Origin of the sequence: Nonomuraea sp. NPDC003560 (genome assembly GCF_042878785.1) — a bacterium.
In the GTDB taxonomy this organism is placed as follows: domain Bacteria; phylum Actinomycetota; class Actinomycetes; order Streptosporangiales; family Streptosporangiaceae; genus Nonomuraea.
Genome location: NZ_JBIAOF010000006.1, coordinates 358,167 through 376,415, shown reverse-complemented (window position 1 = coordinate 376,415; position 18,249 = coordinate 358,167). Strand labels below are relative to the sequence as shown.

Genomic DNA, 18,249 nt, shown 5'->3' with positions numbered 1-18,249 from the left:
AGGGGAGAACGCCATGACCATCCTGATCGCCTACGACGGCTCGGCCGACTCGCGCAGCGCCATCGAGTTCGCCGCCAAGCACCTGGCCGCCCAGCCGACCGTCGTCGTCACCGTGTGGGAACCGCTGCTCGTGCAGCTCAGGAAGCACCCGCTGGCGGCGGGGGCGATCTCCCCCGAGACCGAGACCGAGGGGCAGGCCCAGGCCGAGTACTACGCCAAGGAAGGCGCCGAGCTGGCCACCGCCGCCGGGCTGCCCGAGGTGAGCTACCGCGCGGTCGCCGACAACGAGTCGATCTGGAAGACGATCGTCGACGTGGCCGACGAGCTCGACGCCTCGCTCATCGTGACCGGTTCGCGTGGCCTGGCGGGGGTCAGGTCGGTGCTGCTCGGCAGCGTGTCCAACCATGTGCTGCACCACGCCCACCGGCCGACGCTCATCGTTCCGCCGGTTGCGCAGCCGAAGGCGTGACGCAGCAGACCTTGGGCGGGGACAGCCGGGTGTCCATGCGACGGGCGCCCGGTCCCTCCTCGCCGAGCCGGTCGCGGGGGTTGGCCACCGGGCACCGGTCGAGCGACAGGCAGCCGCAGCCGATGCAGTCGGTCAGGTCGTCGCGCAGCCGCTGAAGCTGTTCGATGCGGTCGTCGAGCTCGCCGCGCCAGGCGGCCGACAGCCTGGCCCAGTCCTCCCGGTCGGGGGTGCGCCCGTCGGGCAGCTCGGACAGCGCGTCCTTGATGGTGGCGAGGGGGATGCCGAGGCGTTGGGAGAGCCGGATGAAGGCTACTCTGCGCAGCGTGTCGCGGTGGTAGCGGCGCTGGTTGCCGGCCGTGCGGCGGCTGGCGATGAGCCCCTTGGTCTCGTAGAAGTGCAGCGCGGAGACGGCCACGCCGCTGCGCTCGGCGAGCTGTCCGACCGTCAGTTCTCTGCTGTTCCAGGCGACCATACCTGAAGCTTACTTGAGGGTTCGTTCGAAGAACGTCTCCAGCACGACGACGGTCTGGGTGCCGGTCACGCCGTCCACCTCGAAGATCTGGCGCAGGACGTCCTGGAGCTCCTTGGTGCTGGACGTGCGCACCTTGAGCAGCAGCGACGCGGGCCCGGCGATGACGTGGGCCTCCTCGACGGCGGGGATCCGCGCCAGCAGGCCGGCGCTGTCGCCCATCCAGCTCGCGCCGTCCACCAGCACGTAGGCGGTCACCGTGCGGCCGAGGGCGTCCTGGTCCACCTCGATCGTGGTGCGCCTGATCACGCCGCGCTCGCGCAGCTTGCGTACGCGTTCGTGCGCGGCCCCGCTGGACAGCCCCACCGCCTTGCCGAGCGCGGCGTACGACTGCGTGGCGTCCTCCAGTAGCAGCCCGATCAGTGTCCTGTCGATCTCATCCATGACCGAATGGTATCCGGTGAAATGTGCCGATAGTCGAATGCCGTATGGTGGCCGCCATGGACACGATCCCCACCGAGTTCGAGGTTCTGGACGAGCGTTTCGCCACGATCGGCGGCGACGACCGGATCGAACGCCTTTACACCGGCACCCGTTGGGCCGAGGGCCCGGTCTACTTCCCGGCCGGCCGCTTCCTGGTCTGGAGCGACATCCCCAACGAGCGCATGCTGCGCTGGGACGAGATGACCGGCGCCGTCGGCCCGTTCCGGCAGCCGTCCGGCTACACCAACGGCAACACCCTCGACCGCGAGGGCCGGTTGATCTCGTGCGAGCAGGGCAACCGCCGCGTCACCCGCACCGAGCCCGACGGCTCGATCACCGTCATCGCCGACCGCTGGCAGGGCAAGCGCCTCAACAGCCCCAACGACGCGGTCGTGCGCTCCGACGGCTCGGTCTGGTTCACCGACCCCCCGTACGGCATCACCAGCAACTACGAGGGCGTCGTGGCCGAGCAGGAGATCGACGGCTGCCACGTCTACCGCGCCGACCCGGTGACCGGCGAGGTGCGGGTGGTGGCCGACGACTTCGTCCGCCCCAACGGCCTGGCCTTCTCCCTCGACGAGAAGCTCCTGTACGTCGCCGACACCAGGGCCAGGCACCTGCGCGTCTTCGAGGTGCGCGAGGACGGCACGCTGTCGGGCGGCCGGGTCTTCGCCGAGGGCACCCAGGCCGACAACTTCGACGGCATGCGCCTCGACGACACCGGCCGCGTCTGGGCCGCGGCCGGCAAGGCGCTGCTCTGCCACGACCCCGACGGCACCCTGATCGGCCGGCTCAGGCTGCCGGAGTTCACGGCGAACCTGGTGTTCGGCGGGCTGAAGAGGAATCGGCTGTTCATCGCCTCCTCCTCTTCGCTCTACTCCCTGATGACCAACGTCACCGGCGCCCGCCCGGTCTGGGCCCGCCGCTGACGTCCCTACTCCCACCGGAACAGCCGCACGGCCAGGCCCCCGAACACCGCCAGCCCCGCGGCCATCACCACCAGGTGCAGGAGCTGGGGGCTCTGTCCCGCCCAGGTGTCCTTGAGCGCCTGGGCGAACGGCCCGGCCACGGAGAAGTCGCTGACCTTGCGCAGGGCGTCCGGCATCATCTCGCGCGGCAGCCACATGCCGCCGACGAACATGAGCGGGAACATCACCGCCGACCCGATCCCCGAGGCCGCCTTCCCGTTGGGCGCCAGCGCCGCGATCACCAGGCCGATGGCCATCAGCGCGGCGGTGCCGAGCAGGAAGACCAGCACGAACCCGAGCCACTGCCTGGGCGCCGACGTGCCGAACGCCGCCATCCCGGCCACGATCAGCACGACCGTGGACACGGCCCCGACGGTCAGGTTGACCAGGAGCTGGACGGTCAGCAGCCGTCCTGGATGCACCGGCGTGGTGGACATGCGCCTGAGCACGCCCTGCTCCCGGTAGCCGGCCAGCACGGTGGGCAGCACGCTGCAGGCCAGCGTCAGCAGCGCGAGCAGGGTCATCATGGCCGGCATGTGCGCGTCCACCGACCGCAGACCGGAGGCGTCGGGCTTGGTCATGTCCGGCACGCTGAGCCCCAGCACCAGCAGCAGGCCGACCGGCAACCCGATGGTGAAGATCATGAACGGCCAGTCGCGCAGGTGCAGCTTGGCCTCCACGAGCAGGATCTTCCTCATGACAACTTCCTTCCGGTGAGCGCGAGGAACGCGTCGTCCAGGGTCGCCTGCTCGATGCGCAGGTCGGCCGGGATGATCTGGTGCTGCGCCAGGGCCAGCGTGACCACGTGGGCGAGGTTGCCGGTGCCGGACACCGAGACCTGACCGCCGTGCCGGACGACCTCGCGCACCTCGGGCAGCGCCAGCAGCACGGCGTCGTCCAGCGGGCCGGAGGGGCGGAACCGTACGTGCTGCTCGGCCCCGACCTGGGCGATCAGGCCCGCGGGCGTGTCGGTGGCCACCACCTTGCCCGCGTCGATGAGCGCGAGCCGGTCGCAGAGCCGCTCGGCCTCCTCCATGAAGTGGGTGACCAGCACGATCGTCACGCCCGAGTCGCGCACCTGCTCGATCAGCTCCCAGGTGTCCCTGCGGGCCTGCGGGTCGAGGCCGGTGGTCAGCTCGTCGAGCACCGCCACCCGCGGCCGGCCCACCAGCGCCAGCGCGACCGACAGCCGCTGCCGCTGGCCGCCGGAGAGGCTCTTGAAGGCGGCGTCCCGCTTGTGCGCCAGGCCGACGTGTTCGAGCAGTTCCCGCCAGTCGGCCGGGTCGGGGTAGAAGGAGGCGTAAAGGTCCAGGGCCTCCCACACCTTGATCTTCTCCGGCAGCGCGGCGCTCTGCAACTGCATGCCGAGCACCTGGCGCAGCTCGTCCCGGTCGCGCCGCGGGTCCAGGCCCGCCACGCGTACGGTGCCGCCGTCCGCCGGGCGCATGCCCGCCACGCACTCCACGGTCGTGGTCTTGCCGGCGCCGTTGGGACCCAGGATGCCGAAGATCTCGCCCTCGGCGACCTCGAAAGACACGTCGTCCACCGCGAGGTGGTTCGGATACTGCTTGCGCAGGTTCCGCACTTCGATCACCTTCATGGCATCGACGCTAGGAGCTGCGGGTTTTCTGGGGAATCTCGGTAGATGCCGAGCAAGGGTGTATCTAGGTGCAATGTCCCCAGCGGCGATGGTGGCGCAGACTGGGGGCATGCTTCAACGGATCGGGCAGGTCGCGGTCTTGTTCGCGCTGCTGCTGGTCGAGGTGGCGCTGATCCCCTTGGCCGGCGCCATGATCATGCTGTCGTTCGCGCTGGGGATGGTCTTCTTCTTCCCGTGGCAGGCCAGGCTGGTCAGGCGGGCGGCCGAGCAGCACCGGCGCCTGCTGCGCGCCTGGACCGGCGTCGAGATCGAGGCGCCCTACCTGCCCGAGCCGCCGCCGCCGGTCCCCATGGCCGACGGCCTCTACCGCGTCGACCGCACGCTGTACAAGTCGCCGCGCATGCCGGCCTGGAACGACCGGTTCAAGTGGCTGCTCACCGACCCGGCGACCTGGCGCGACACGCTCTGGCTGACGCTCGACCCGATCGTCAAGATCGGCCTGCTGCCGCTGTTCGTCCTGCTCCCGGCGCGCGGCCTGCGTCTGTACGCCCTCACCGTCCGCCTGCTGCTCGGCGCCACCTCCGCCAGCCGCCTGGCCGTCCAGGTCACCCATCTGCGGCAGGTGCGCAACCTCGCCGCCGACTCCCAGGCCGCCGAGATGCGCAGGATCGAACGCGACCTGCACGACGGCACCCAGGCCCGCCTGGTGGCCATCGGCATGACGCTGGGCGCGGTCGAGCAGCTCATCGACGACAACCCGGCCGCCGCCAAGGCCCTGCTGGCCAAGACCAGGGACGCCTCCGCCGAGACCCTGACCGAGCTGCGCACCGTCATCCGCGGCATCCACCCGCCGGTGCTGGCCGAACGCGGCCTCGCCGACGCCGTACGCGCCCTGGCCATGGACAGCCCGCTGCGCGTCAAGGTGGACGTCGAGCTGCCCCACCGCCTGGAACCCCCGGTGGAGGCGGCGGCCTACTTCGCGATCAGCGAACTGCTCGCCAACGCGGCCCGGCACAGCGGCGCCGAGTCGGTGGCCATCGACATCAGCGTCAACGGCGCGGCCCTGCGCGTCACCGTCAGCGACGACGGCATGGGCGGCGCCGACCCGGCCAAGGGCAGCGGCCTGACCGGCATCGAACGCCGCCTGGCCGCCTTCGACGGCGTGCTGGCCCTGCACAGCCCGCCGGGCGGCCCCACCACCGTCACCCTGGACATCCCGCACGTCCTGCCCGAGCAGGCCGACCAGGCGAAGCTGCCTCCCAAGAAGGCCGCCACCATCGCCGTCCTGTACGGCACGGCCTGGTGCCCGCTCTTCCCCCAGGGCCTCGTCACGGCCGTCTTCAAGGCGTTCCACATCGACGAGCGGAGCTGGTTCCTGGCCCTCTACCTGCCCGAGGCCCTGCAGTGGCCGGTGATCGTGGCCAACATCGCCCTCGGCACGCTCATGTACATTGCGGCCATGCGCATCCGGCTCGTCCACAACAGAAGCCTCGTACTCGGCCGCGTCGGCGGTCTGGGGCCCTGCTGATGAAGCGGGTGCTCGTCGCTGAAGACCTGTACCTGCTCAGAGACGGCCTGGTCCACCTGCTGCAGGCGCACGGCTTCACGGTCGTCGCCGCCGTCGAGAGCGGGCCGGAGCTGCTGAAGGGCCTGCTGGAGCTGCGTCCCGACGTCTCGGTCGTCGACGTACGGCTGCCGCCCACGTTCACCGACGAGGGCCTGCAGGCCGCGCTGGCCGCCCGCGCGCAGATTCCAGGGCTGCCCGTTCTGGTGCTGTCGCAGCACGTCGAGCAGCTCTACGCCCGCGAGCTGCTGGCCGACGGCTCGGGCGGCATCGGCTACCTGCTGAAGGACCGGGTGTTCAACGCGGAGCAGTTCGTCGACGCCGTGCGCAGGGTGGCCGAAGGCGGCACCGCGATGGACCCCGAGGTGATCGCCAAGCTGCTGGCCAGCAACGCCAGGAACGAGCCGCTGGCCGCGCTCACGCCCCGCGAGCGCGAGGTGCTGGAGGCCATGGCGGAGGGCCGCTCCAACGCCGCGATCTCCCAGCGGCTCTTCCTCAGCGAGAGCGCCGTCGCCAAGCACACGGCCGGCATCTTCGCCAAGCTCGGCCTGGCCCCCTCCGACGACGACAACCGCCGCGTCCTCGCCGTGCTCGCCTACCTGAACAGCCGCGCCTGACGCCCTTCCGGTCCCACCAGGCCCATTGTGCACAGGGCGCCCAGCCGTGCCCGGACACAGCCGGAGTTGTCGGTGGGAGCGGCTATTTTCATAGAGGCACGGCGCGACGAAAGGGTGGATCCTCGTGAAGATCCGGGTTAACCGCGATGTACTGGCAGATGCGGTGGCATGGGCCGCCAGAGTCCTGCCCAGCCGCCCGGTGGTGCCCGTGCTCTCCGGGTTGCTGCTGGAGGCGGGCGACGAGCTGAGCCTGTCCGCCTTCGACTACGACGTCTCCGCGCGCGCCCTGGTCGACGCCGACATCGTCGAGTCCGGGAGCGTGCTCATCCCCGGCCGGCTGCTCGCCGAGATCAGCCGCAGCCTGCCGGCCGAAGACGTCGAGATCGTCACCGAAGGCGCCGAGGCCGTGCTGACCTGCGGAAGCGCCGAGTTCGGGCTGATCACGATGCCGGTCGAGGACTTCCCGGCCCTGCCGACGATGCCCCCGAGCATCGGCGCGATCGGCGGCGGCGTGTTCGCCTCCGCGGTGAACCAGGTCGCGCCCGCCGCCAGCCGCGACGACACGCTGCCGATGCTCACCGGCATCCGGGTCGACATCGAGGGCGAGTCCGTGGCGATGGCCTCCACCGACCGCTACCGCATCGCCGCCCGCGACTTCACCTGGCGTCCGGCCACGCCCGACGTCGCCGTCTCGGCCATGGTGCCGGCGAAGGTGCTGGTCGAGGTGGCCAAGTCGCTGCGCGGCGGCGAGGTGTCGGTCGCGATGGGCGACGGCGTGGCCGGGTTCGAGAGCGTCGGCCGCAGCACCACCGTGCGCCTGCTCGACGAGCAGTTCATCGACTACCGGGCCAGGCTGACCTCCGACTGGTCGATCAGGGCCGACGTCGCGGTGACTCCGTTCGTCAACGCGATCAAGCGGGTGGCCCTGGTCGCCGAGCGCAACACCGCGATCCGGCTGTCGTTCACGCAGGGCCAGGTGCTGATCCAGGCGGGCGGCGGCGACATCGGGCGCGGCACCGAGGTGGTCCCCTGCGAGCTGCGCGGCGACGACATCCAGATCGCCTTCCAGTCGCAGTTCCTGCTCGACGGCCTGACCGGCATCGAGGGCGAGCTGGCCAGGATCAACATGGAGTCGCCCACCAGGCCCGCCCTCATCCAGGACGTGCCGGGCGACGCCCAGCCCGCCTTCCGCTACCTCGTCATGTCGTTGCGCCTGACCTGAGCGGCCGTCACTCCGCCGCGCGCGTCTGCCGCTCGGCGACCAGCTTGAAGACCCTCTTGAACTCCGCGTACGCCTGCTCGCCCACGGCCCGTGCGTGCGCGGCCTCCATCTCGGCGATGATCGCGTCCGACTTCACCATGTGGTCCAGCGCCTTGTCCGTCGGCACGATCAGCTTGGCCCGCCGGTCGGCCGGGTCGGGCTGCCGCTCCACGTAGCCGAGCGCGACCAGCTCGTCCACCAGCGTGCCGATCACCTGCTTGTGCTGCCCCGACTGCGCGGCCAGGTCGGTCGCCCTGCTGCCCTCCTCGTCCAGGTAGGCCAGCACGGCGCCGTGCCGCGGCCGCAGCCCCGGATGGCCCTGCTCGGCCAGCTTGGCGAACAGGTCGCGCTGCAGGGCGAAGAGCGTGCGCCCCGCCAGGACCCCGAGATCTGGTTCGTCCTGCTTGCGATGACTCCTGCGCACGTGCGGCCCTCCAATTAGTCACTGATTTTGACTGTCACTGATTCTTACTATATCGTCATGCCATGACCACGACGGTGGAACTCACCAGATTCAGAGTGTCCCCGGAACGCGCCGGCCAGTTGCTGGCGGCCCGTCCGGGCATGCTCGCCGACTTCGCGGCCGACCGCGCCGGATTCCTCGGCGCCCGGCTGGTCCGCCTGTCCGACGACGAGTGGCTGGACATCGTCGACTGGCGCTCGGGCGACGACTTCGCCGCCTCCCGTGCCAAGGGCGCGAACCTGCCCGGCATCCAGCAGTTCTTCGACCTGATCGACGAGTTGATCTCTGCAGAAGAGGGGACATTGCGATGACCATCCTGATCACCGGTGCCACCGGCACCGTCTCCGGGGCCGTGCTGAAGTCGCTGGGCGACCTGAGCGACGTGCGCGTCCTGGTGCGTGACGCGGCCAAGGCCCCCGAGGGCGTCGAGGTGGCCGTCGGCGACCTCGACCAGCCTGCCACGCTCGACGCCGCCTTCGAGGGGATCGACACCCTGTGGCTGTTGACCGCCATGGGCCCCCAGGCGCCCCATGCGAGCATGAACGCCCTCTGGGCGGCCCGGAAGGCGGGGGTGCGTCACGTCGTGCGCCTGTCGGCCATCGGAGCCGCGCACGACGCCCCCACGCGCAACGGCCGCCTGCACGCGCTCTCCGACGTCGAGCTGGCCGCCTCGGGCCTCGACTGGACCGTCATCCGCCCGGCCTTCTTCATGCAGAACCTGCTCGGCTCGGTGGCCGGCGACACCCTCTACGGCGGCACGGGCGAAGGCCGGATCGGGCTGATCGACGTCCGCGACATCGGTGACTTCGCCGCCGCGGTGCTGCGCGACCCGGCGCCGCACAAGGGCCGCACCTACACCCTCACGGGCCCGGCCAGCATCTCGATGGGGGAGGCGGCCACCGCCCTGACCGAGGTCTACGGCACGCCGATCGCCTACCAGCCCGTCGCACCCGACGACGCCTACCGCTCGATGCTCGACGCCGGCCTGCGCGAATGGGACGCGGCCGTCACCAGGGAATACCTCACGGCGTACGCCGCGAACTGGGGCGACCTCACGACGACGGCCTTCACCGACGTGACCGGCCGCCCGGGCCGCAGCTTCACCGAGTTCGCCAAGGACCATGCGGCCGAGCTGCGCCCCGCCGCATGAGGGCCGGTCAGGAGTCGGTGAGGGCGATGAGGATGTGCTCCATGCACGCGTGCCCGGCCCGCTCGGCCGCGGTGGCGTCGCCGGCGGCGATGGCGCGGGCGATGGCGTCGTGCGGGATGTAGCTCTTGTTGAACGACGTGCCCGCGGCCGTGATGCTGGCCCGCAGAGCCGCCGAGAAGTCCTCGTAGAGGTCGATGAGCACGAGATTGTGGGTGGCGTGCGCGACCGCCATGTGGAAGGCGAGGTCGGCCTCGACGAAGAAGTCGGGGTCGTCCAGCTCCCAGGCGCGGTCGCGTTCGGCCAGCGCGGCCTCGATGCGGCGGATGTCCTCGTCGGTGCGGCGGGTCGCGGCCAGCCGGGCGGACTCGACCTCCAGCGCGCGCCGCACCTCAAGGATCTCCAGCTGCTCGGCCTGGCGCAGCCGGCGCAGCATCGCCCCGGACAGCTCACTGGTCGCCCGGACGTAAGTGCCGTCCCCCTGACGGCACTCGAGCAGCCCGGCGTGCGTCAACGCGCGCACGGCCTCGCGAACGGTGTTGCGTCCCACTCCGAGCTGCTCGGCGAGCACGGTCTCGGTGGGGATCTTGCCGTTCATCTGCCACGACCCTGAGGTGATCTGCTCCTTGAGCTGATCGATCACCTGGTCGACGAGCGAAGCCCGCTGCGCCGTACGCAGACTCACAGTCCGCCTCCTCCGGGGAAACCAATCATCCTATGAGTCAATGACTGGTCGACCCTAATTATTCCAGACTCAAAAGTCCAAATCTGGAGCTCCCGGAGGTTCAGTGCGCGACCGTGGCCTCGACCGTCACCCCTGCCAACGCGGAGCGAACTCCGGCAGCTTCAAGGGCTTTACGATATGCGGCGGTCTGCTGTGCTCTTGCCCCGACCCTCCCGTAAAGGTCGCCCAGCTCGCGCCAGCAGCGGGCGGCCTGCCTGTCGGACCCGAACACCGGGCGGTCGAGCGAGTCGAGCAGTTCGTGCGCGGTACGGAGCTGCGTCGTGGCACTGCCGTCGAGGTCGAGCGCGACGGTGGCGAGCACGAGGTTCGCCTCGGCCGGCGTGGTGCCCGAACCGTCGTGGGCCAGCCCCAGCGCCGTGGTGGCCAGCTCGGCGGCACCCGCCTGGTCGCCCGCCCGCAGCCGCACCCGAGCGTGCGCGACCAGGCTCTCGCCGTGCTCGCGGACACTGCCGGGGGAGGACGCGAACGCCCGCGACGCGGCGGCGGCCAGTCGCTCGGCCTCGTCGAGCGGCGCGGTGACCAGCCTGGACCAGTGCATGGCCGCCCGCGCGAGCTGCAGCGCGAGCCGGGACTGACGACCGGCCATGATGGCGTCGTCGGCCAGGCGCACGGCCAGCGCGGAGTCCTCACCGGCGGCGGCGGCGGAGCTCGCCTGCCACAGGGCGTGGATCTCCTCGGAACGGTCCATAACTTCAGGAACGCCGCTGTTGTCCAGCACCCGCTTGACGTACTCGAGCTCGGGGGAGTCGCCCTGACGCTCGCTGCGCGCCTCGACCAGAGCGGTGGCCAGGTCGACCGCGATCTCGCCCTGCGAGATGGACAGCCGCTCGGCCTGCTCCAGCGCGGCCGCGGCCAGGTCGCGGGCCCTCAGCCGGTCGCCGGCCCGCTGGTAGCAGCGGCTCAGCGCGATCGTGAGCGGCAGGTCGGCCAGCCGCTCGGGATGCGCGGCGGCCTCCCTGCGCAGCCGTTCGAACGCCTCGACGGCCTGGCCGAGACGCCCCTGGACCTCCAGCGCACGGGCCCGGCCGAAGCGGGCGTGCGCGGTGAGCATGGCGTTCTCCTCGTCGGCCGCCTTCACGATCTCCGTGAAGCGGTCGGCCGCCACCGCGGGGTCGCCGTGCTGAAGCTCCAGCTCGGCATGGCGAAGACCCAGCTCGGTGTCGATGCGCTGCCGCGGCTCGATGCCGTGCAGGAGGAACTCGGTGGTGCATCCCAGCCGCTCGGCGAGGAGGCGGGCCACGACAGGAGTCGGCGTACGCTTGCCCGACTCGATGAGCGAGACATAACTGTCAGACAGGTCGGGTCCGGCCAGCTGGGCCTGAGACATCCGCCTGTTCAGCCGCAGTCCACGGACGCGGTCACCGATGGTTCCCTGACTCGGCATCTCATCTCTCAAGGCGGGGAAGGGTCAACAACACGCAATGATTGCATGAAGTAGCCGAATCTGGTATCCCCGCGTGAAGAATTTGCCGCGCGGAGATTAATCGTCGCTGTCGTCCTTGCTGGGGAAAAGCATCTGGCAGACCTCCAGGTAGAGGGTCTCCGGATACGGAATGTACTCGACCGTTGACAGAGCCTGGTCCTGACCAGCGGACTCGAGGATGAACTCGCCGTAACCGAGCATGCGGCCCAGGAGAGATCGCTGGAAGCTCATGTCGGTGACCTTGCCGAGCGGCATCATCGCGACCTTGCGCGTGATCAACCCGGTGGTGAGCAACATCCGCTTGGACGTCACCACAAAGTAATCGACCGACCACTCCGCGACTTTCCACACGAAACGCACGAGCAGCAGCAGCCACAGCCACCACACCACGACGAGCGCCGTGCCGCCGGACTCCCCTCCACCGAAGAACTTGCTGAGGAGCCCGGCGATGACCAGGCCGCCGAAGACCTCGGCGACCGGGCGCAGCAGCACGGCGGGATGACGCCGCACCATGATGACCTGTTGTTCGTTGGGGAGGAGGTAGCGGTTGACCGACGACGGAGCAGAGTCCCCGTGGGTCACCAGTCTCATGCGAGGTTGTTCACAAATTGGGCCAGAGAGTCGGCCGCGTTGAACACCGTGTCGAACGCCCCCTTCACCGCGTCTGCGGCATCAGCTGGTCGTGCGAACAGGTAGTACGCCACAAATGCGATCCCACTGTATGTGAGGACTTTTTTGACCTGCACTGTCGCCTCCGTGCCACTAACCCACTCCACCCGCCGTATACATTACCCACCCGGTAGCCGGGGTAAAGGTAACTTGGCGGGTTAGTTTTGATCTTGCTTAGCCACGTTCGCTGGCGACCAGCGCCAGGACGTGAAGGTGCTTCCGGGCGATGCGCTCCACAAGGCTCGGATGCGCATAGCCGGTGACCTCCAGCGCGCCGTAGTGCGCTGCTTCCACACAGCGGGTTACGGTGGTGGAGGAATGCACGCCGGCGAACTCGTCGCGCAGCGCGGCCTCGACCTCCGCGTACGGGGTCGGGTCGGCCTCGGTGTGCTCGCTCATGCGCCCTCCTGTGCTGGTCGCATGAGACGGGGCACTGCTGTTGCCGGTCGGTCGCTCGTTCACGAGGACTCCTCGACACCGGGCATGTCGCTCATCGTGCTTCCCCCACGCGCATGCGGAAGTTCCCTTCCTGTCTCTTCGTACCCACCCAACCACAGTATGTAACGAAGTGACGACCCAGCGTAAGGAGAAGGGGAGCCGATGGAAGGGTCAGACCACGCCGTAGAGGCGGTCGCCGGCGTCGCCGAGGCCGGGGACGATGTAGCCGTTCTCGTTGAGCCGCTCGTCGAGGGCGGCGGTGACCACGCGGATGGGCTTGCCGGAGCCGGCGAACGCCTTGTCCATGTACGCCAGGCCCTCGGGGGCGGCCAGCAGGCAGATGGCCGTGACGTCGACCGCGCCCCGGTCGAACAGGAACTGCACGGCCGCGGCGAGCGTGCCGCCGGTGGCGAGCATCGGGTCGACGACGAAGCACTGACGCCCGGACAGGTCGTCGGGCAGGCGGGTGGCGTACGTCTCGGCCTGGAGGGTGGACTCGTTGCGGATCATGCCGAGGAAGCCGACCTCGGCGGTGGGCAGCAGCCGGGTCATGCCGTCGAGCATGCCGAGCCCGGCGCGCAGGATGGGCACGACGAGCGGCTGGGGCTTGGCCAGGCGCACACCGTGGGCGGGGGAGACCGGGGTCTGGACGGTGACGTCGGTGACCCGGACGTCGCGCGTCGCCTCGTACGCCAGCAGCGTCACCAACTCGTCCGCGAGCCTGCGGAAGGTCGGGGAGTCGGTGCGGACATCGCGCAGCGTGGTGAGCTTGTGGGCCACGAGCGGATGGTCGACGACGAGGGTTTCCATAGCGCCCAACGGTATCCGGTGGACGGAGTGGTGGCATCCCGGGCCTTTGGTTTTGATCACAATTTGGTCGGAGAAGCACACGCCGCGTGGCCTGTTCTGGAACGATTGGGGTCTGGTGCGAACCTGTCGTGTCAGAGGCTCGGGTGGGGATGGCGATGACAGACGAAGATGCGCTCGACTTCGCCATAGTGATTTACCGCGAGGACGAGCGGTGGCACGCTGAGCTGTTGCCCGTCACGCTCACGTCCGACCTCCAGGGCCTGATCCAGGCCCTCAGGCAGCAGCCGAGCGAGAGCGGCACCATCGGCCTGATCGCCGTCGGCGACGAGTTCTTCGTGGCGCTGCGCGTGCTCGGCGAGCGGGTCGACGTCTTCCTGTCCGACATCGCCGCCTCCTGGGACTTCCCGCTCGCCCGCCAGGTGCTGCACTACCTCGACGTGCCGGTCCCCGACGAGGAGGAGCTCGACGAGATCCTCCAGGACGAGGAGACCGTGCTGCCGGCGGGAGATCTGTCGATCTTCGCCGATCTCGGATTGGACGAGATGGAGCTGGGCATCCTCTCCGGCGACATCGATCTCCTCCCCGAAGATGTGCTGTCCAGCATCGCCGCGCGACTCGGCTTCTCCGAGCCGTTCGAGCGTGCCATCGAATCGGTCTTCGGCTGAACCCCCCTGGAGTGCGGGCATGGCGTCCAACACCTTCTCTGCGGCTTTTGTCAGGACTTCCGACGGCTGGACCGGCGCAGAGGTCGATCTGCGCCACGCGGAGATCGTCGACGACTTCGGTGACGCCGTCATCGAGACCCTGGGCCTGACGGGCGACGAGCTGGCCCTGCTCTGCGTCGAGGTCGAGGACGAATGGTTCGCCATCGCCCGCTACCGCGGCGAGGACGAGCCCCGGGTGTTCCTGTCGGACGTGCACGCGATCACCTCCAACAGCATGGGCGAGCTGTTCGCCGAGTTCGCCGGCGTGGCCCCCGACAAGGAGGGCAACGGGCTCGGCGTGCGTCCCGCCGGTGACTTCGAGCTGCTCAGCGACCTCGGCGTGAGCGCCGAGGAGCTGCTGGAGCTGAGCATGGAGGAGGGGCTGCTGCCCGCCGACGTCCTCTCGGTGATCGCCGAACGGCTGTCGTTCGCCGACGAGCTCGACCGGTTGCGTTGACCCACGAGGAAGCGATGCGCCTGGCCCTGGCCGAGGCCGTCGCGGCCGGCGGCAGGGGCGAGATCCCCGTCGGCGCCGTCGTGCTCGGCCCGGTGGGCGAGGTGCTGGCCGCGGCCGGCAACGACCGCGAGTCCGCCGCGGATCCCACCGCGCACGCCGAGGTGCTGGCGCTCAGGCGGGCCGCCGCGCTGCGCGGGGAGTGGCGGCTGAGCGGCTGCACGCTGGTGGTCACGCTGGAGCCGTGCACGATGTGCGCGGGCGCGTCCGTGCTCGCCCGGGTCGACCGGATCGTGTACGGCGCCGTCGACGCCAAGGCCGGCGCCGTGGGCTCGCTCTGGGACGTCGTACGCGACCGCAGGCTCAACCATCGGCCCGAGGTCGTCATGGGCGTCCTGGCCGAAGAATGCTCTGCCGTCCTCAAGACGTTCTTCGCTACTCGGAGAATCCGGTAAGCTCGTCCGCGGTGGTGTCGCCTAGTGGCCGAGGGCGCACGCCTCGAAAGCGTGTGATGGGGCAACTCATCCGTGGGTTCAAATCCCACCACCACCGCCAGCGGGCCTCCGACGACCTCGGAGGCCCTTTTCTTTTGCCCTCAGGGCTGCTGGGTGGGCCCGTCGGCCGGCGGATTCAGGTTGAGCTGGACGTCCGGCGGGCTGTCCTCGACGACCTGCGTCTGGACCGTCCCGCCGCCGCGGGTCTCCGGACGGCCGTCGTCGGTCAGGACGAAGAACAGCGCGCCGCAGGCGCTCAGGAGCAGCAGCGGCAGTCCGATGGCCAGCAGCACGATCAGGTTGCGATTGTCGAGCGGCCCGGGCTCCTCGACGTACTCGTGCGCCGGCGGCTGCGAGTAGTAGGACGGCGGGCCGTATCCGGGTGGCGGCCACGACCCGTGTGGCGGTGGATACGACACGGCATTCTCCGAATGATGTTGAAAGACGCGGACGTGACACACGGCACGTCGATCAGGTTGACACATGAAAAAGGGAGCCGCGAATGGCGGCTCCCTTTTCCGGCGCGTTTCAGTTGGGCAGATCGAGGACCCTGGCGTGCAGGATCGACCGTTGGTGCAGGGCCGCGCGCAGGGCCCGGTGGAGGCCGTCCTCCAGGTAGAGCTCGCCCTGCCACTGCACGACGTGCGGGAACAGGTCGCCGTAGAAAGTGGAGTCCGCGGCGAGCAGCGAGTGCAGGTCCAGCATGGCCTTCGTGGTGATCAACGAGTCGAGCCGGACCTGCCTGGGAGGGATCTGCGCCCACTCTCGGTTCGTCAGACCGTGTTCGGGATAAGGGCGTCCGTCGCCGACGAGCTTGAAGATCACCCACCTCATTTTAGGAGAGAATTCGACCTGCTGCGTTGTCCAGGGCTATCGGCCCAGCTCAGACTGTTCACACTCGCCCGGCCGGCCGTTTTGGTAGCCGCGCTGGAAGGCGTTGACGCGTTGCTCGGACGAGCCGTGCGTAAACGATTCGGGATCGATTCTGCCGCTCGTGCGTTGCTGGATTCTGTCGTCGCCCACGGCGGCCGCGGCGTCCAGTGCCTCGGCGATTTCCGTCTGGGTGAAGGCCTTTTCGTAGAAGCCGGTGCGGACGGCGTTGTGCGCCCACACGCCCGCGTAGCAGTCGGCCTGGAGCTCGACGGGGACCGAGCTGCCGGTGTCCGACTGGAGGGCCCCACGCAGGTCCTGGACGTGATGGCCGTATTCGTGGGCGATCACGTACGCCTGGGCGAAGGGGCCGCCCTTGGCGCCGAACTGGCTGTGGAGCTGGTCGAAGAAGCTCAGGTCGAGGTAGACGCGCTGGTCGCTCGGGCAGTAGAACGGCCCGACGGCGGAACTGGCCGCGCCGCAGCCGGTGCGGAGGCTGCCGGAGTACAGGATCGTCTTCGACGTCCGGTAGTCGGGGATCTCCTGCTTCCAGTAGTCCTGGATGCTGTTGACCACGCCGACGACGCGGCACTTCTCCGACTGGTCGGCGTCCTTGCCCGTCTTGCACTCCTCGGCGAGTTTGGCCGGGGGTTGCTTCTGCGCCGGCTCGGCGTCGCCGCCCCCGCCGCCGAGGTTGTTGAGCACGAACACCAGCACTAAGGCGATCAGGCCGACGATGCCGCCGCCCCCGAGGACCATGCCGCCGGGGAAGCCGCCGCCCGAGAAACCGCCGCCACCGCGACCGCCGACGTCCTCGACCTGCGACGAGTCGAGGTTGACGTCGTCCTTGAAATCCATATCTGACGTCCCTTCTGGGTGCTGCCCGCTAGAGAGCTTCCCCGGGAGGGCGCCTAGATGCCATCCGAGAAGGTGTCACATCTGTCCGGGAGGCCGCTGTCGTATCCGACGCTGAACCACTTCTCGCGTTGCTGGGAGGTGCCGTGGGTGAACGCGTCGGGCGTGACGCGGCCCTGCGAGCGGCGCTGGATGCTGTCGTCGCCGACCGCCGCGGCGGCGTCGAGGGCCTGGTTGATGTCGGCCTGCGAGAACGGCTCGCGGTAGAAGCCCGTCTTGACCGCGTTGTGCGCCCAGACGCCGGCGTAGCAGTCGGCCTGCAGCTCCAGGCGCACGGACGCGCTGCCGGCGCCCGGCCGGCTGTTGTTGCCGACCTTGTCCATGGTGCCGAGCAGGTTCTGGACGTGGTGGCCGTACTCGTGGGCGACCACGTACGCCTGGGCGAACGGGCCGCCCTCGGCGCCGAAGTCGCGCTGGAGCGTGTCGAAGAAGGCCAGGTCCAGGTAGACCTTGCGGTCGCGCGGGCAGTAGAACGGGCCCACGGCCGAGTCGGCGGGGCCGCAGCCGGTGTTCACCGCCCGCGAGAACAGCACGGTCTTGGCCGGCGTGTACTGCTGGTCGCGTTCCTTGAACTCCTGCCGCCAGTAGGACTGGATGCTGTTCACCGTGCCGACGATCCGGCAGTCCTCCGACTGGTCGGCGTCGGCGCCCGTACGGCAGCGCTCGGCCAGGTTGCCGCTGGGGGAGAGCTGGCCGGGGGCGCTCGGGTAGCGTGCGCCGCCCTGCTCGCCGCCCTCGTCGCCGCTGAACGGCGTGGGGGCCAGCTTGAACAGGAACAGCCCGGCCACCGCCAGGACCAGCAGCAGGCAGCCGCCGCCACGGCCGCCGATGGGCAACATGCAGCCGCCGCCCGGCATCCCGCCCCAGCCGCCGCCACCCCGGCCGGGCTGGGAGCCGGAGGCCCGGACGTCCTCGACCTGTGAGGGGTCGAGTGGCGCGTCGTCGTCGAACTGCATGCCCTGTGTCATCCCCCGTAGTCGGTCGATTACGCAAGGCAATGTGTGGGACTGTGATTTCCTGCCATTTGTCAGCTAATCTGCCGCCATGACGGGTGGGTTGGTGGGGATCGCGCTGGTGTCCCTGGGCATGGTTCTGACGCCCGGACCGAACATGATCTATCTGGTCTCCCGCTCGATCAGCCAGGGGCGTCGTGCCGGGCTGATCTCGCTCGTCGGCGTCGCGCTCGGGTTCATGGCGTACCTGACGGCGACGTGCCTCGGGCTGACGGCCGTGTTCGCGTACGTGCCGGTGGCCTACACGGCGCTCAAGCTGGCCGGGGCCGCGTACCTGCTCTGGATGGCCTGGAACGCGGTCAGGCCGGGCGGCGCCTCGGTCTTCCAGCCTCGCGAGCTGGCGGTCGAGAGGCCGCGGAAACTGTTCGCCATGGGGTTGTTCACCTGCCTGCTCAATCCCAAGATCGCGATCCTGTACCTGTCGCTGCTGCCGCAGTTCATCGACCCCGCCATGGGGCCCGTGCTGCTGCAGAGCCTCGCGCTCGGCTCGGTGCAGATCGCGATCGGCACGCTGGTCAACGCGCTGATCGCGATCTCGGCCGGCGGCCTCGCCGCCTTCCTGGCCCGGCATCCGGTGTGGCTGCGGGTGCAGCGGTACGCGATGGGGACCGTGCTCGGCGTCTTCGCCGTACGGATGGTCGCCGACCGCTCCAAGGCGCTCGTGCCGGCCTGA

General features: G+C 69.7%; 25 protein-coding genes and 1 tRNA gene. 12 read left to right on the top strand and 14 right to left on the bottom strand.

Annotated features, from left to right (window positions below; translation table 11 throughout):
- The first annotated feature begins 13 nt into the window (after positions 1–13).
- A complete protein-coding gene (locus ACFYUV_RS25390; RefSeq protein ID WP_387671756.1) occupies positions 14–469 on the top strand; it encodes a universal stress protein in 456 nt (151 codons plus the stop codon).
- On the opposite strand, the gene soxR is transcribed toward ACFYUV_RS25390, so the two are convergent.
- Together soxR and ACFYUV_RS25380 are read right to left on the bottom strand one after the other, a co-directional pair.
- Entirely contained in the window at positions 435–941 is a 507-nt protein-coding gene (gene soxR, locus ACFYUV_RS25385) for a redox-sensitive transcriptional activator SoxR (protein ID WP_387671754.1), read from the bottom strand. The genes ACFYUV_RS25390 and soxR overlap by 35 nt on opposite strands.
- 9 nt (positions 942–950) lie before the next feature.
- Positions 951–1,382 carry an Lrp/AsnC family transcriptional regulator gene (locus tag ACFYUV_RS25380; protein WP_352362236.1) on the bottom strand — a complete coding sequence of 144 codons (432 nt, stop codon included), beginning with the start codon at positions 1,380–1,382 and terminating at the stop codon, positions 951–953.
- A gap of 56 nt (positions 1,383–1,438) precedes the next feature.
- Here ACFYUV_RS25380 and ACFYUV_RS25375 point away from each other — a divergent pair, with 56 nt between their 5' ends.
- Positions 1,439–2,350: an SMP-30/gluconolactonase/LRE family protein gene (locus ACFYUV_RS25375; RefSeq protein WP_387671752.1), complete on the top strand. Its 912-nt coding sequence runs from the start codon at positions 1,439–1,441 to the stop codon at positions 2,348–2,350.
- Between the two features lie 5 nt (positions 2,351–2,355).
- On the opposite strand, the gene ACFYUV_RS25370 is transcribed toward ACFYUV_RS25375, so the two are convergent.
- Complete coding sequence (locus tag ACFYUV_RS25370; protein ID WP_358291255.1) at positions 2,356–3,087, bottom strand: ABC transporter permease; 732 nt, start codon at positions 3,085–3,087, stop codon at positions 2,356–2,358.
- Entirely contained in the window at positions 3,084–3,989 is a 906-nt protein-coding gene (locus ACFYUV_RS25365; protein ID WP_352362232.1) for an ABC transporter ATP-binding protein, read from the bottom strand. The genes ACFYUV_RS25370 and ACFYUV_RS25365 overlap by 4 nt, the downstream gene beginning before the upstream one ends.
- Before the next feature lie 109 nt (positions 3,990–4,098).
- On the opposite strand from ACFYUV_RS25365, the gene ACFYUV_RS25360 reads away from it, so the two are divergent.
- From ACFYUV_RS25360 to dnaN, 3 genes are all read left to right on the top strand, one after another.
- Positions 4,099–5,517: a sensor histidine kinase gene (locus ACFYUV_RS25360; RefSeq protein ID WP_387671749.1), complete on the top strand. Its 1,419-nt coding sequence runs from the start codon at positions 4,099–4,101 to the stop codon at positions 5,515–5,517.
- Positions 5,517–6,170: a response regulator transcription factor gene (locus ACFYUV_RS25355; RefSeq protein WP_352362228.1), complete on the top strand. Its 654-nt coding sequence runs from the start codon at positions 5,517–5,519 to the stop codon at positions 6,168–6,170. Before ACFYUV_RS25360 ends, ACFYUV_RS25355 begins: the two co-directional genes overlap by 1 nt.
- Before the next feature lie 124 nt (positions 6,171–6,294).
- Positions 6,295–7,392, top strand: coding sequence for a DNA polymerase III subunit beta (gene dnaN, locus ACFYUV_RS25350; protein ID WP_387671747.1), 1,098 nt, complete (start codon positions 6,295–6,297; stop codon positions 7,390–7,392).
- A gap of 7 nt (positions 7,393–7,399) precedes the next feature.
- Here dnaN and ACFYUV_RS25345 read toward each other — a convergent pair whose 3' ends face one another.
- On the bottom strand, positions 7,400–7,855 hold the full coding sequence (locus ACFYUV_RS25345; RefSeq protein WP_387671745.1) for a MarR family winged helix-turn-helix transcriptional regulator: 456 nt from the start codon (positions 7,853–7,855) through the stop codon (positions 7,400–7,402).
- A gap of 62 nt (positions 7,856–7,917) precedes the next feature.
- On the opposite strand from ACFYUV_RS25345, the gene ACFYUV_RS25340 reads away from it, so the two are divergent.
- Together ACFYUV_RS25340 and ACFYUV_RS25335 are read left to right on the top strand one after the other, a co-directional pair.
- A complete protein-coding gene (locus tag ACFYUV_RS25340) occupies positions 7,918–8,205 on the top strand; it encodes an antibiotic biosynthesis monooxygenase (RefSeq protein WP_387671743.1) in 288 nt (95 codons plus the stop codon).
- Complete coding sequence (locus ACFYUV_RS25335; protein WP_387671741.1) at positions 8,202–9,044, top strand: SDR family oxidoreductase; 843 nt, start codon at positions 8,202–8,204, stop codon at positions 9,042–9,044. Before ACFYUV_RS25340 ends, ACFYUV_RS25335 begins: the two co-directional genes overlap by 4 nt.
- Positions 9,045–9,051: 7 nt before the next feature.
- On the opposite strand, the gene ACFYUV_RS25330 is transcribed toward ACFYUV_RS25335, so the two are convergent.
- The 5 genes from ACFYUV_RS25330 to upp form a co-directional block, all read right to left on the bottom strand.
- The gene (locus ACFYUV_RS25330) at positions 9,052–9,726 is read right to left on the bottom strand and encodes a FadR/GntR family transcriptional regulator (RefSeq protein ID WP_352318450.1); all 675 of its coding nucleotides are present in this window, start codon (positions 9,724–9,726) and stop codon (positions 9,052–9,054) included.
- A 100-nt stretch (positions 9,727–9,826) separates the two neighbouring features.
- Positions 9,827–11,170, bottom strand: a complete 1,344-nt coding sequence (locus ACFYUV_RS25325; RefSeq protein ID WP_387671740.1) for a helix-turn-helix domain-containing protein — start codon at positions 11,168–11,170, stop codon at positions 9,827–9,829.
- Positions 11,171–11,266: 96 nt separating this feature from the next.
- Entirely contained in the window at positions 11,267–11,800 is a 534-nt protein-coding gene (locus tag ACFYUV_RS25320) for a PH domain-containing protein (RefSeq protein ID WP_352318446.1), read from the bottom strand.
- Between the two features lie 252 nt (positions 11,801–12,052).
- Positions 12,053–12,277, bottom strand: coding sequence for a hypothetical protein (locus tag ACFYUV_RS25315; RefSeq protein WP_352318442.1), 225 nt, complete (start codon positions 12,275–12,277; stop codon positions 12,053–12,055).
- 210 nt (positions 12,278–12,487) lie between these two features.
- A complete protein-coding gene (gene upp / locus ACFYUV_RS25310) occupies positions 12,488–13,126 on the bottom strand; it encodes a uracil phosphoribosyltransferase (protein ID WP_387671738.1) in 639 nt (212 codons plus the stop codon).
- Positions 13,127–13,275: 149 nt separating this feature from the next.
- Between upp and ACFYUV_RS25305 the strand changes: the two genes are divergently transcribed.
- The 4 genes from ACFYUV_RS25305 (at position 13,276) to ACFYUV_RS25290 (ending at position 14,839) form a co-directional block, all read left to right on the top strand.
- On the top strand, positions 13,276–13,791 hold the full coding sequence (locus ACFYUV_RS25305) for a tRNA adenosine deaminase-associated protein (RefSeq protein WP_387671736.1): 516 nt from the start codon (positions 13,276–13,278) through the stop codon (positions 13,789–13,791).
- Between the two features lie 19 nt (positions 13,792–13,810).
- The gene (locus ACFYUV_RS25300; protein WP_387671735.1) at positions 13,811–14,287 is read left to right on the top strand and encodes a tRNA adenosine deaminase-associated protein; all 477 of its coding nucleotides are present in this window, start codon (positions 13,811–13,813) and stop codon (positions 14,285–14,287) included.
- Positions 14,288–14,301: 14 nt separating this feature from the next.
- Complete coding sequence (gene tadA / locus ACFYUV_RS25295; protein ID WP_387672201.1) at positions 14,302–14,739, top strand: tRNA adenosine(34) deaminase TadA; 438 nt, start codon at positions 14,302–14,304, stop codon at positions 14,737–14,739.
- A gap of 10 nt (positions 14,740–14,749) precedes the next feature.
- Positions 14,750–14,839: transfer RNA gene (locus ACFYUV_RS25290), tRNA-Ser, on the top strand.
- 40 nt (positions 14,840–14,879) lie between these two features.
- Here the strand turns inward: ACFYUV_RS25290 and ACFYUV_RS25285 are convergent.
- The 4 genes from ACFYUV_RS25285 to ACFYUV_RS25270 form a co-directional block, all read right to left on the bottom strand.
- Positions 14,880–15,197: a hypothetical protein gene (locus tag ACFYUV_RS25285; protein WP_364332982.1), complete on the bottom strand. Its 318-nt coding sequence runs from the start codon at positions 15,195–15,197 to the stop codon at positions 14,880–14,882.
- 109 nt (positions 15,198–15,306) lie between these two features.
- Positions 15,307–15,603, bottom strand: coding sequence for a type II toxin-antitoxin system VapB family antitoxin (locus tag ACFYUV_RS25280; protein ID WP_352318431.1), 297 nt, complete (start codon positions 15,601–15,603; stop codon positions 15,307–15,309).
- A gap of 45 nt (positions 15,604–15,648) precedes the next feature.
- The gene (locus ACFYUV_RS25275; protein WP_358291277.1) at positions 15,649–16,506 is read right to left on the bottom strand and encodes a neutral zinc metallopeptidase; all 858 of its coding nucleotides are present in this window, start codon (positions 16,504–16,506) and stop codon (positions 15,649–15,651) included.
- Positions 16,507–16,559: 53 nt separating this feature from the next.
- Positions 16,560–17,519, bottom strand: coding sequence for a neutral zinc metallopeptidase (locus ACFYUV_RS25270; protein WP_387671734.1), 960 nt, complete (start codon positions 17,517–17,519; stop codon positions 16,560–16,562).
- 88 nt (positions 17,520–17,607) lie between these two features.
- On the opposite strand from ACFYUV_RS25270, the gene ACFYUV_RS25265 reads away from it, so the two are divergent.
- Positions 17,608–18,249: a LysE family translocator gene (locus ACFYUV_RS25265; RefSeq protein ID WP_387671732.1), complete on the top strand. Its 642-nt coding sequence runs from the start codon at positions 17,608–17,610 to the stop codon at positions 18,247–18,249.

Excerpts from the sequence above, each read along its gene's own strand:
- ACFYUV_RS25390 (WP_387671756.1), top strand. The coding sequence starts at position 14 with ATGACCATCCTGATCGCCTACGACGGCTCGGCCGACTCGCGCAGCGCC.
- soxR (WP_387671754.1), bottom strand. The coding sequence starts at position 941 with ATGGTCGCCTGGAACAGCAGAGAACTGACGGTCGGACAGCTCGCCGAG.
- ACFYUV_RS25380 (WP_352362236.1), bottom strand. The coding sequence starts at position 1,382 with ATGGATGAGATCGACAGGACACTGATCGGGCTGCTACTGGAGGACGCC.
- ACFYUV_RS25375 (WP_387671752.1), top strand. The coding sequence starts at position 1,439 with ATGGACACGATCCCCACCGAGTTCGAGGTTCTGGACGAGCGTTTCGCC.
- ACFYUV_RS25370 (WP_358291255.1), bottom strand. The coding sequence starts at position 3,087 with ATGAGGAAGATCCTGCTCGTGGAGGCCAAGCTGCACCTGCGCGACTGG.
- ACFYUV_RS25365 (WP_352362232.1), bottom strand. The coding sequence starts at position 3,989 with ATGAAGGTGATCGAAGTGCGGAACCTGCGCAAGCAGTATCCGAACCAC.
- ACFYUV_RS25360 (WP_387671749.1), top strand. The coding sequence starts at position 4,099 with ATGCTTCAACGGATCGGGCAGGTCGCGGTCTTGTTCGCGCTGCTGCTG.
- ACFYUV_RS25355 (WP_352362228.1), top strand. The coding sequence starts at position 5,517 with ATGAAGCGGGTGCTCGTCGCTGAAGACCTGTACCTGCTCAGAGACGGC.
- ACFYUV_RS25340 (WP_387671743.1), top strand. The coding sequence starts at position 7,918 with ATGACCACGACGGTGGAACTCACCAGATTCAGAGTGTCCCCGGAACGC.
- ACFYUV_RS25335 (WP_387671741.1), top strand. The coding sequence starts at position 8,202 with ATGACCATCCTGATCACCGGTGCCACCGGCACCGTCTCCGGGGCCGTG.
- ACFYUV_RS25325 (WP_387671740.1), bottom strand. The coding sequence starts at position 11,170 with ATGCCGAGTCAGGGAACCATCGGTGACCGCGTCCGTGGACTGCGGCTG.
- ACFYUV_RS25320 (WP_352318446.1), bottom strand. The coding sequence starts at position 11,800 with ATGAGACTGGTGACCCACGGGGACTCTGCTCCGTCGTCGGTCAACCGC.
- ACFYUV_RS25315 (WP_352318442.1), bottom strand. The coding sequence starts at position 12,277 with ATGAGCGAGCACACCGAGGCCGACCCGACCCCGTACGCGGAGGTCGAG.
- upp (WP_387671738.1), bottom strand. The coding sequence starts at position 13,126 with ATGGAAACCCTCGTCGTCGACCATCCGCTCGTGGCCCACAAGCTCACC.
- ACFYUV_RS25305 (WP_387671736.1), top strand. The coding sequence starts at position 13,276 with ATGGCGATGACAGACGAAGATGCGCTCGACTTCGCCATAGTGATTTAC.
- ACFYUV_RS25300 (WP_387671735.1), top strand. The coding sequence starts at position 13,811 with ATGGCGTCCAACACCTTCTCTGCGGCTTTTGTCAGGACTTCCGACGGC.
- tadA (WP_387672201.1), top strand. The coding sequence starts at position 14,302 with ATGCGCCTGGCCCTGGCCGAGGCCGTCGCGGCCGGCGGCAGGGGCGAG.
- ACFYUV_RS25275 (WP_358291277.1), bottom strand. The coding sequence starts at position 16,506 with ATGGATTTCAAGGACGACGTCAACCTCGACTCGTCGCAGGTCGAGGAC.
- ACFYUV_RS25270 (WP_387671734.1), bottom strand. The coding sequence starts at position 17,519 with ATGCAGTTCGACGACGACGCGCCACTCGACCCCTCACAGGTCGAGGAC.
- ACFYUV_RS25265 (WP_387671732.1), top strand. The coding sequence starts at position 17,608 with ATGACGGGTGGGTTGGTGGGGATCGCGCTGGTGTCCCTGGGCATGGTT.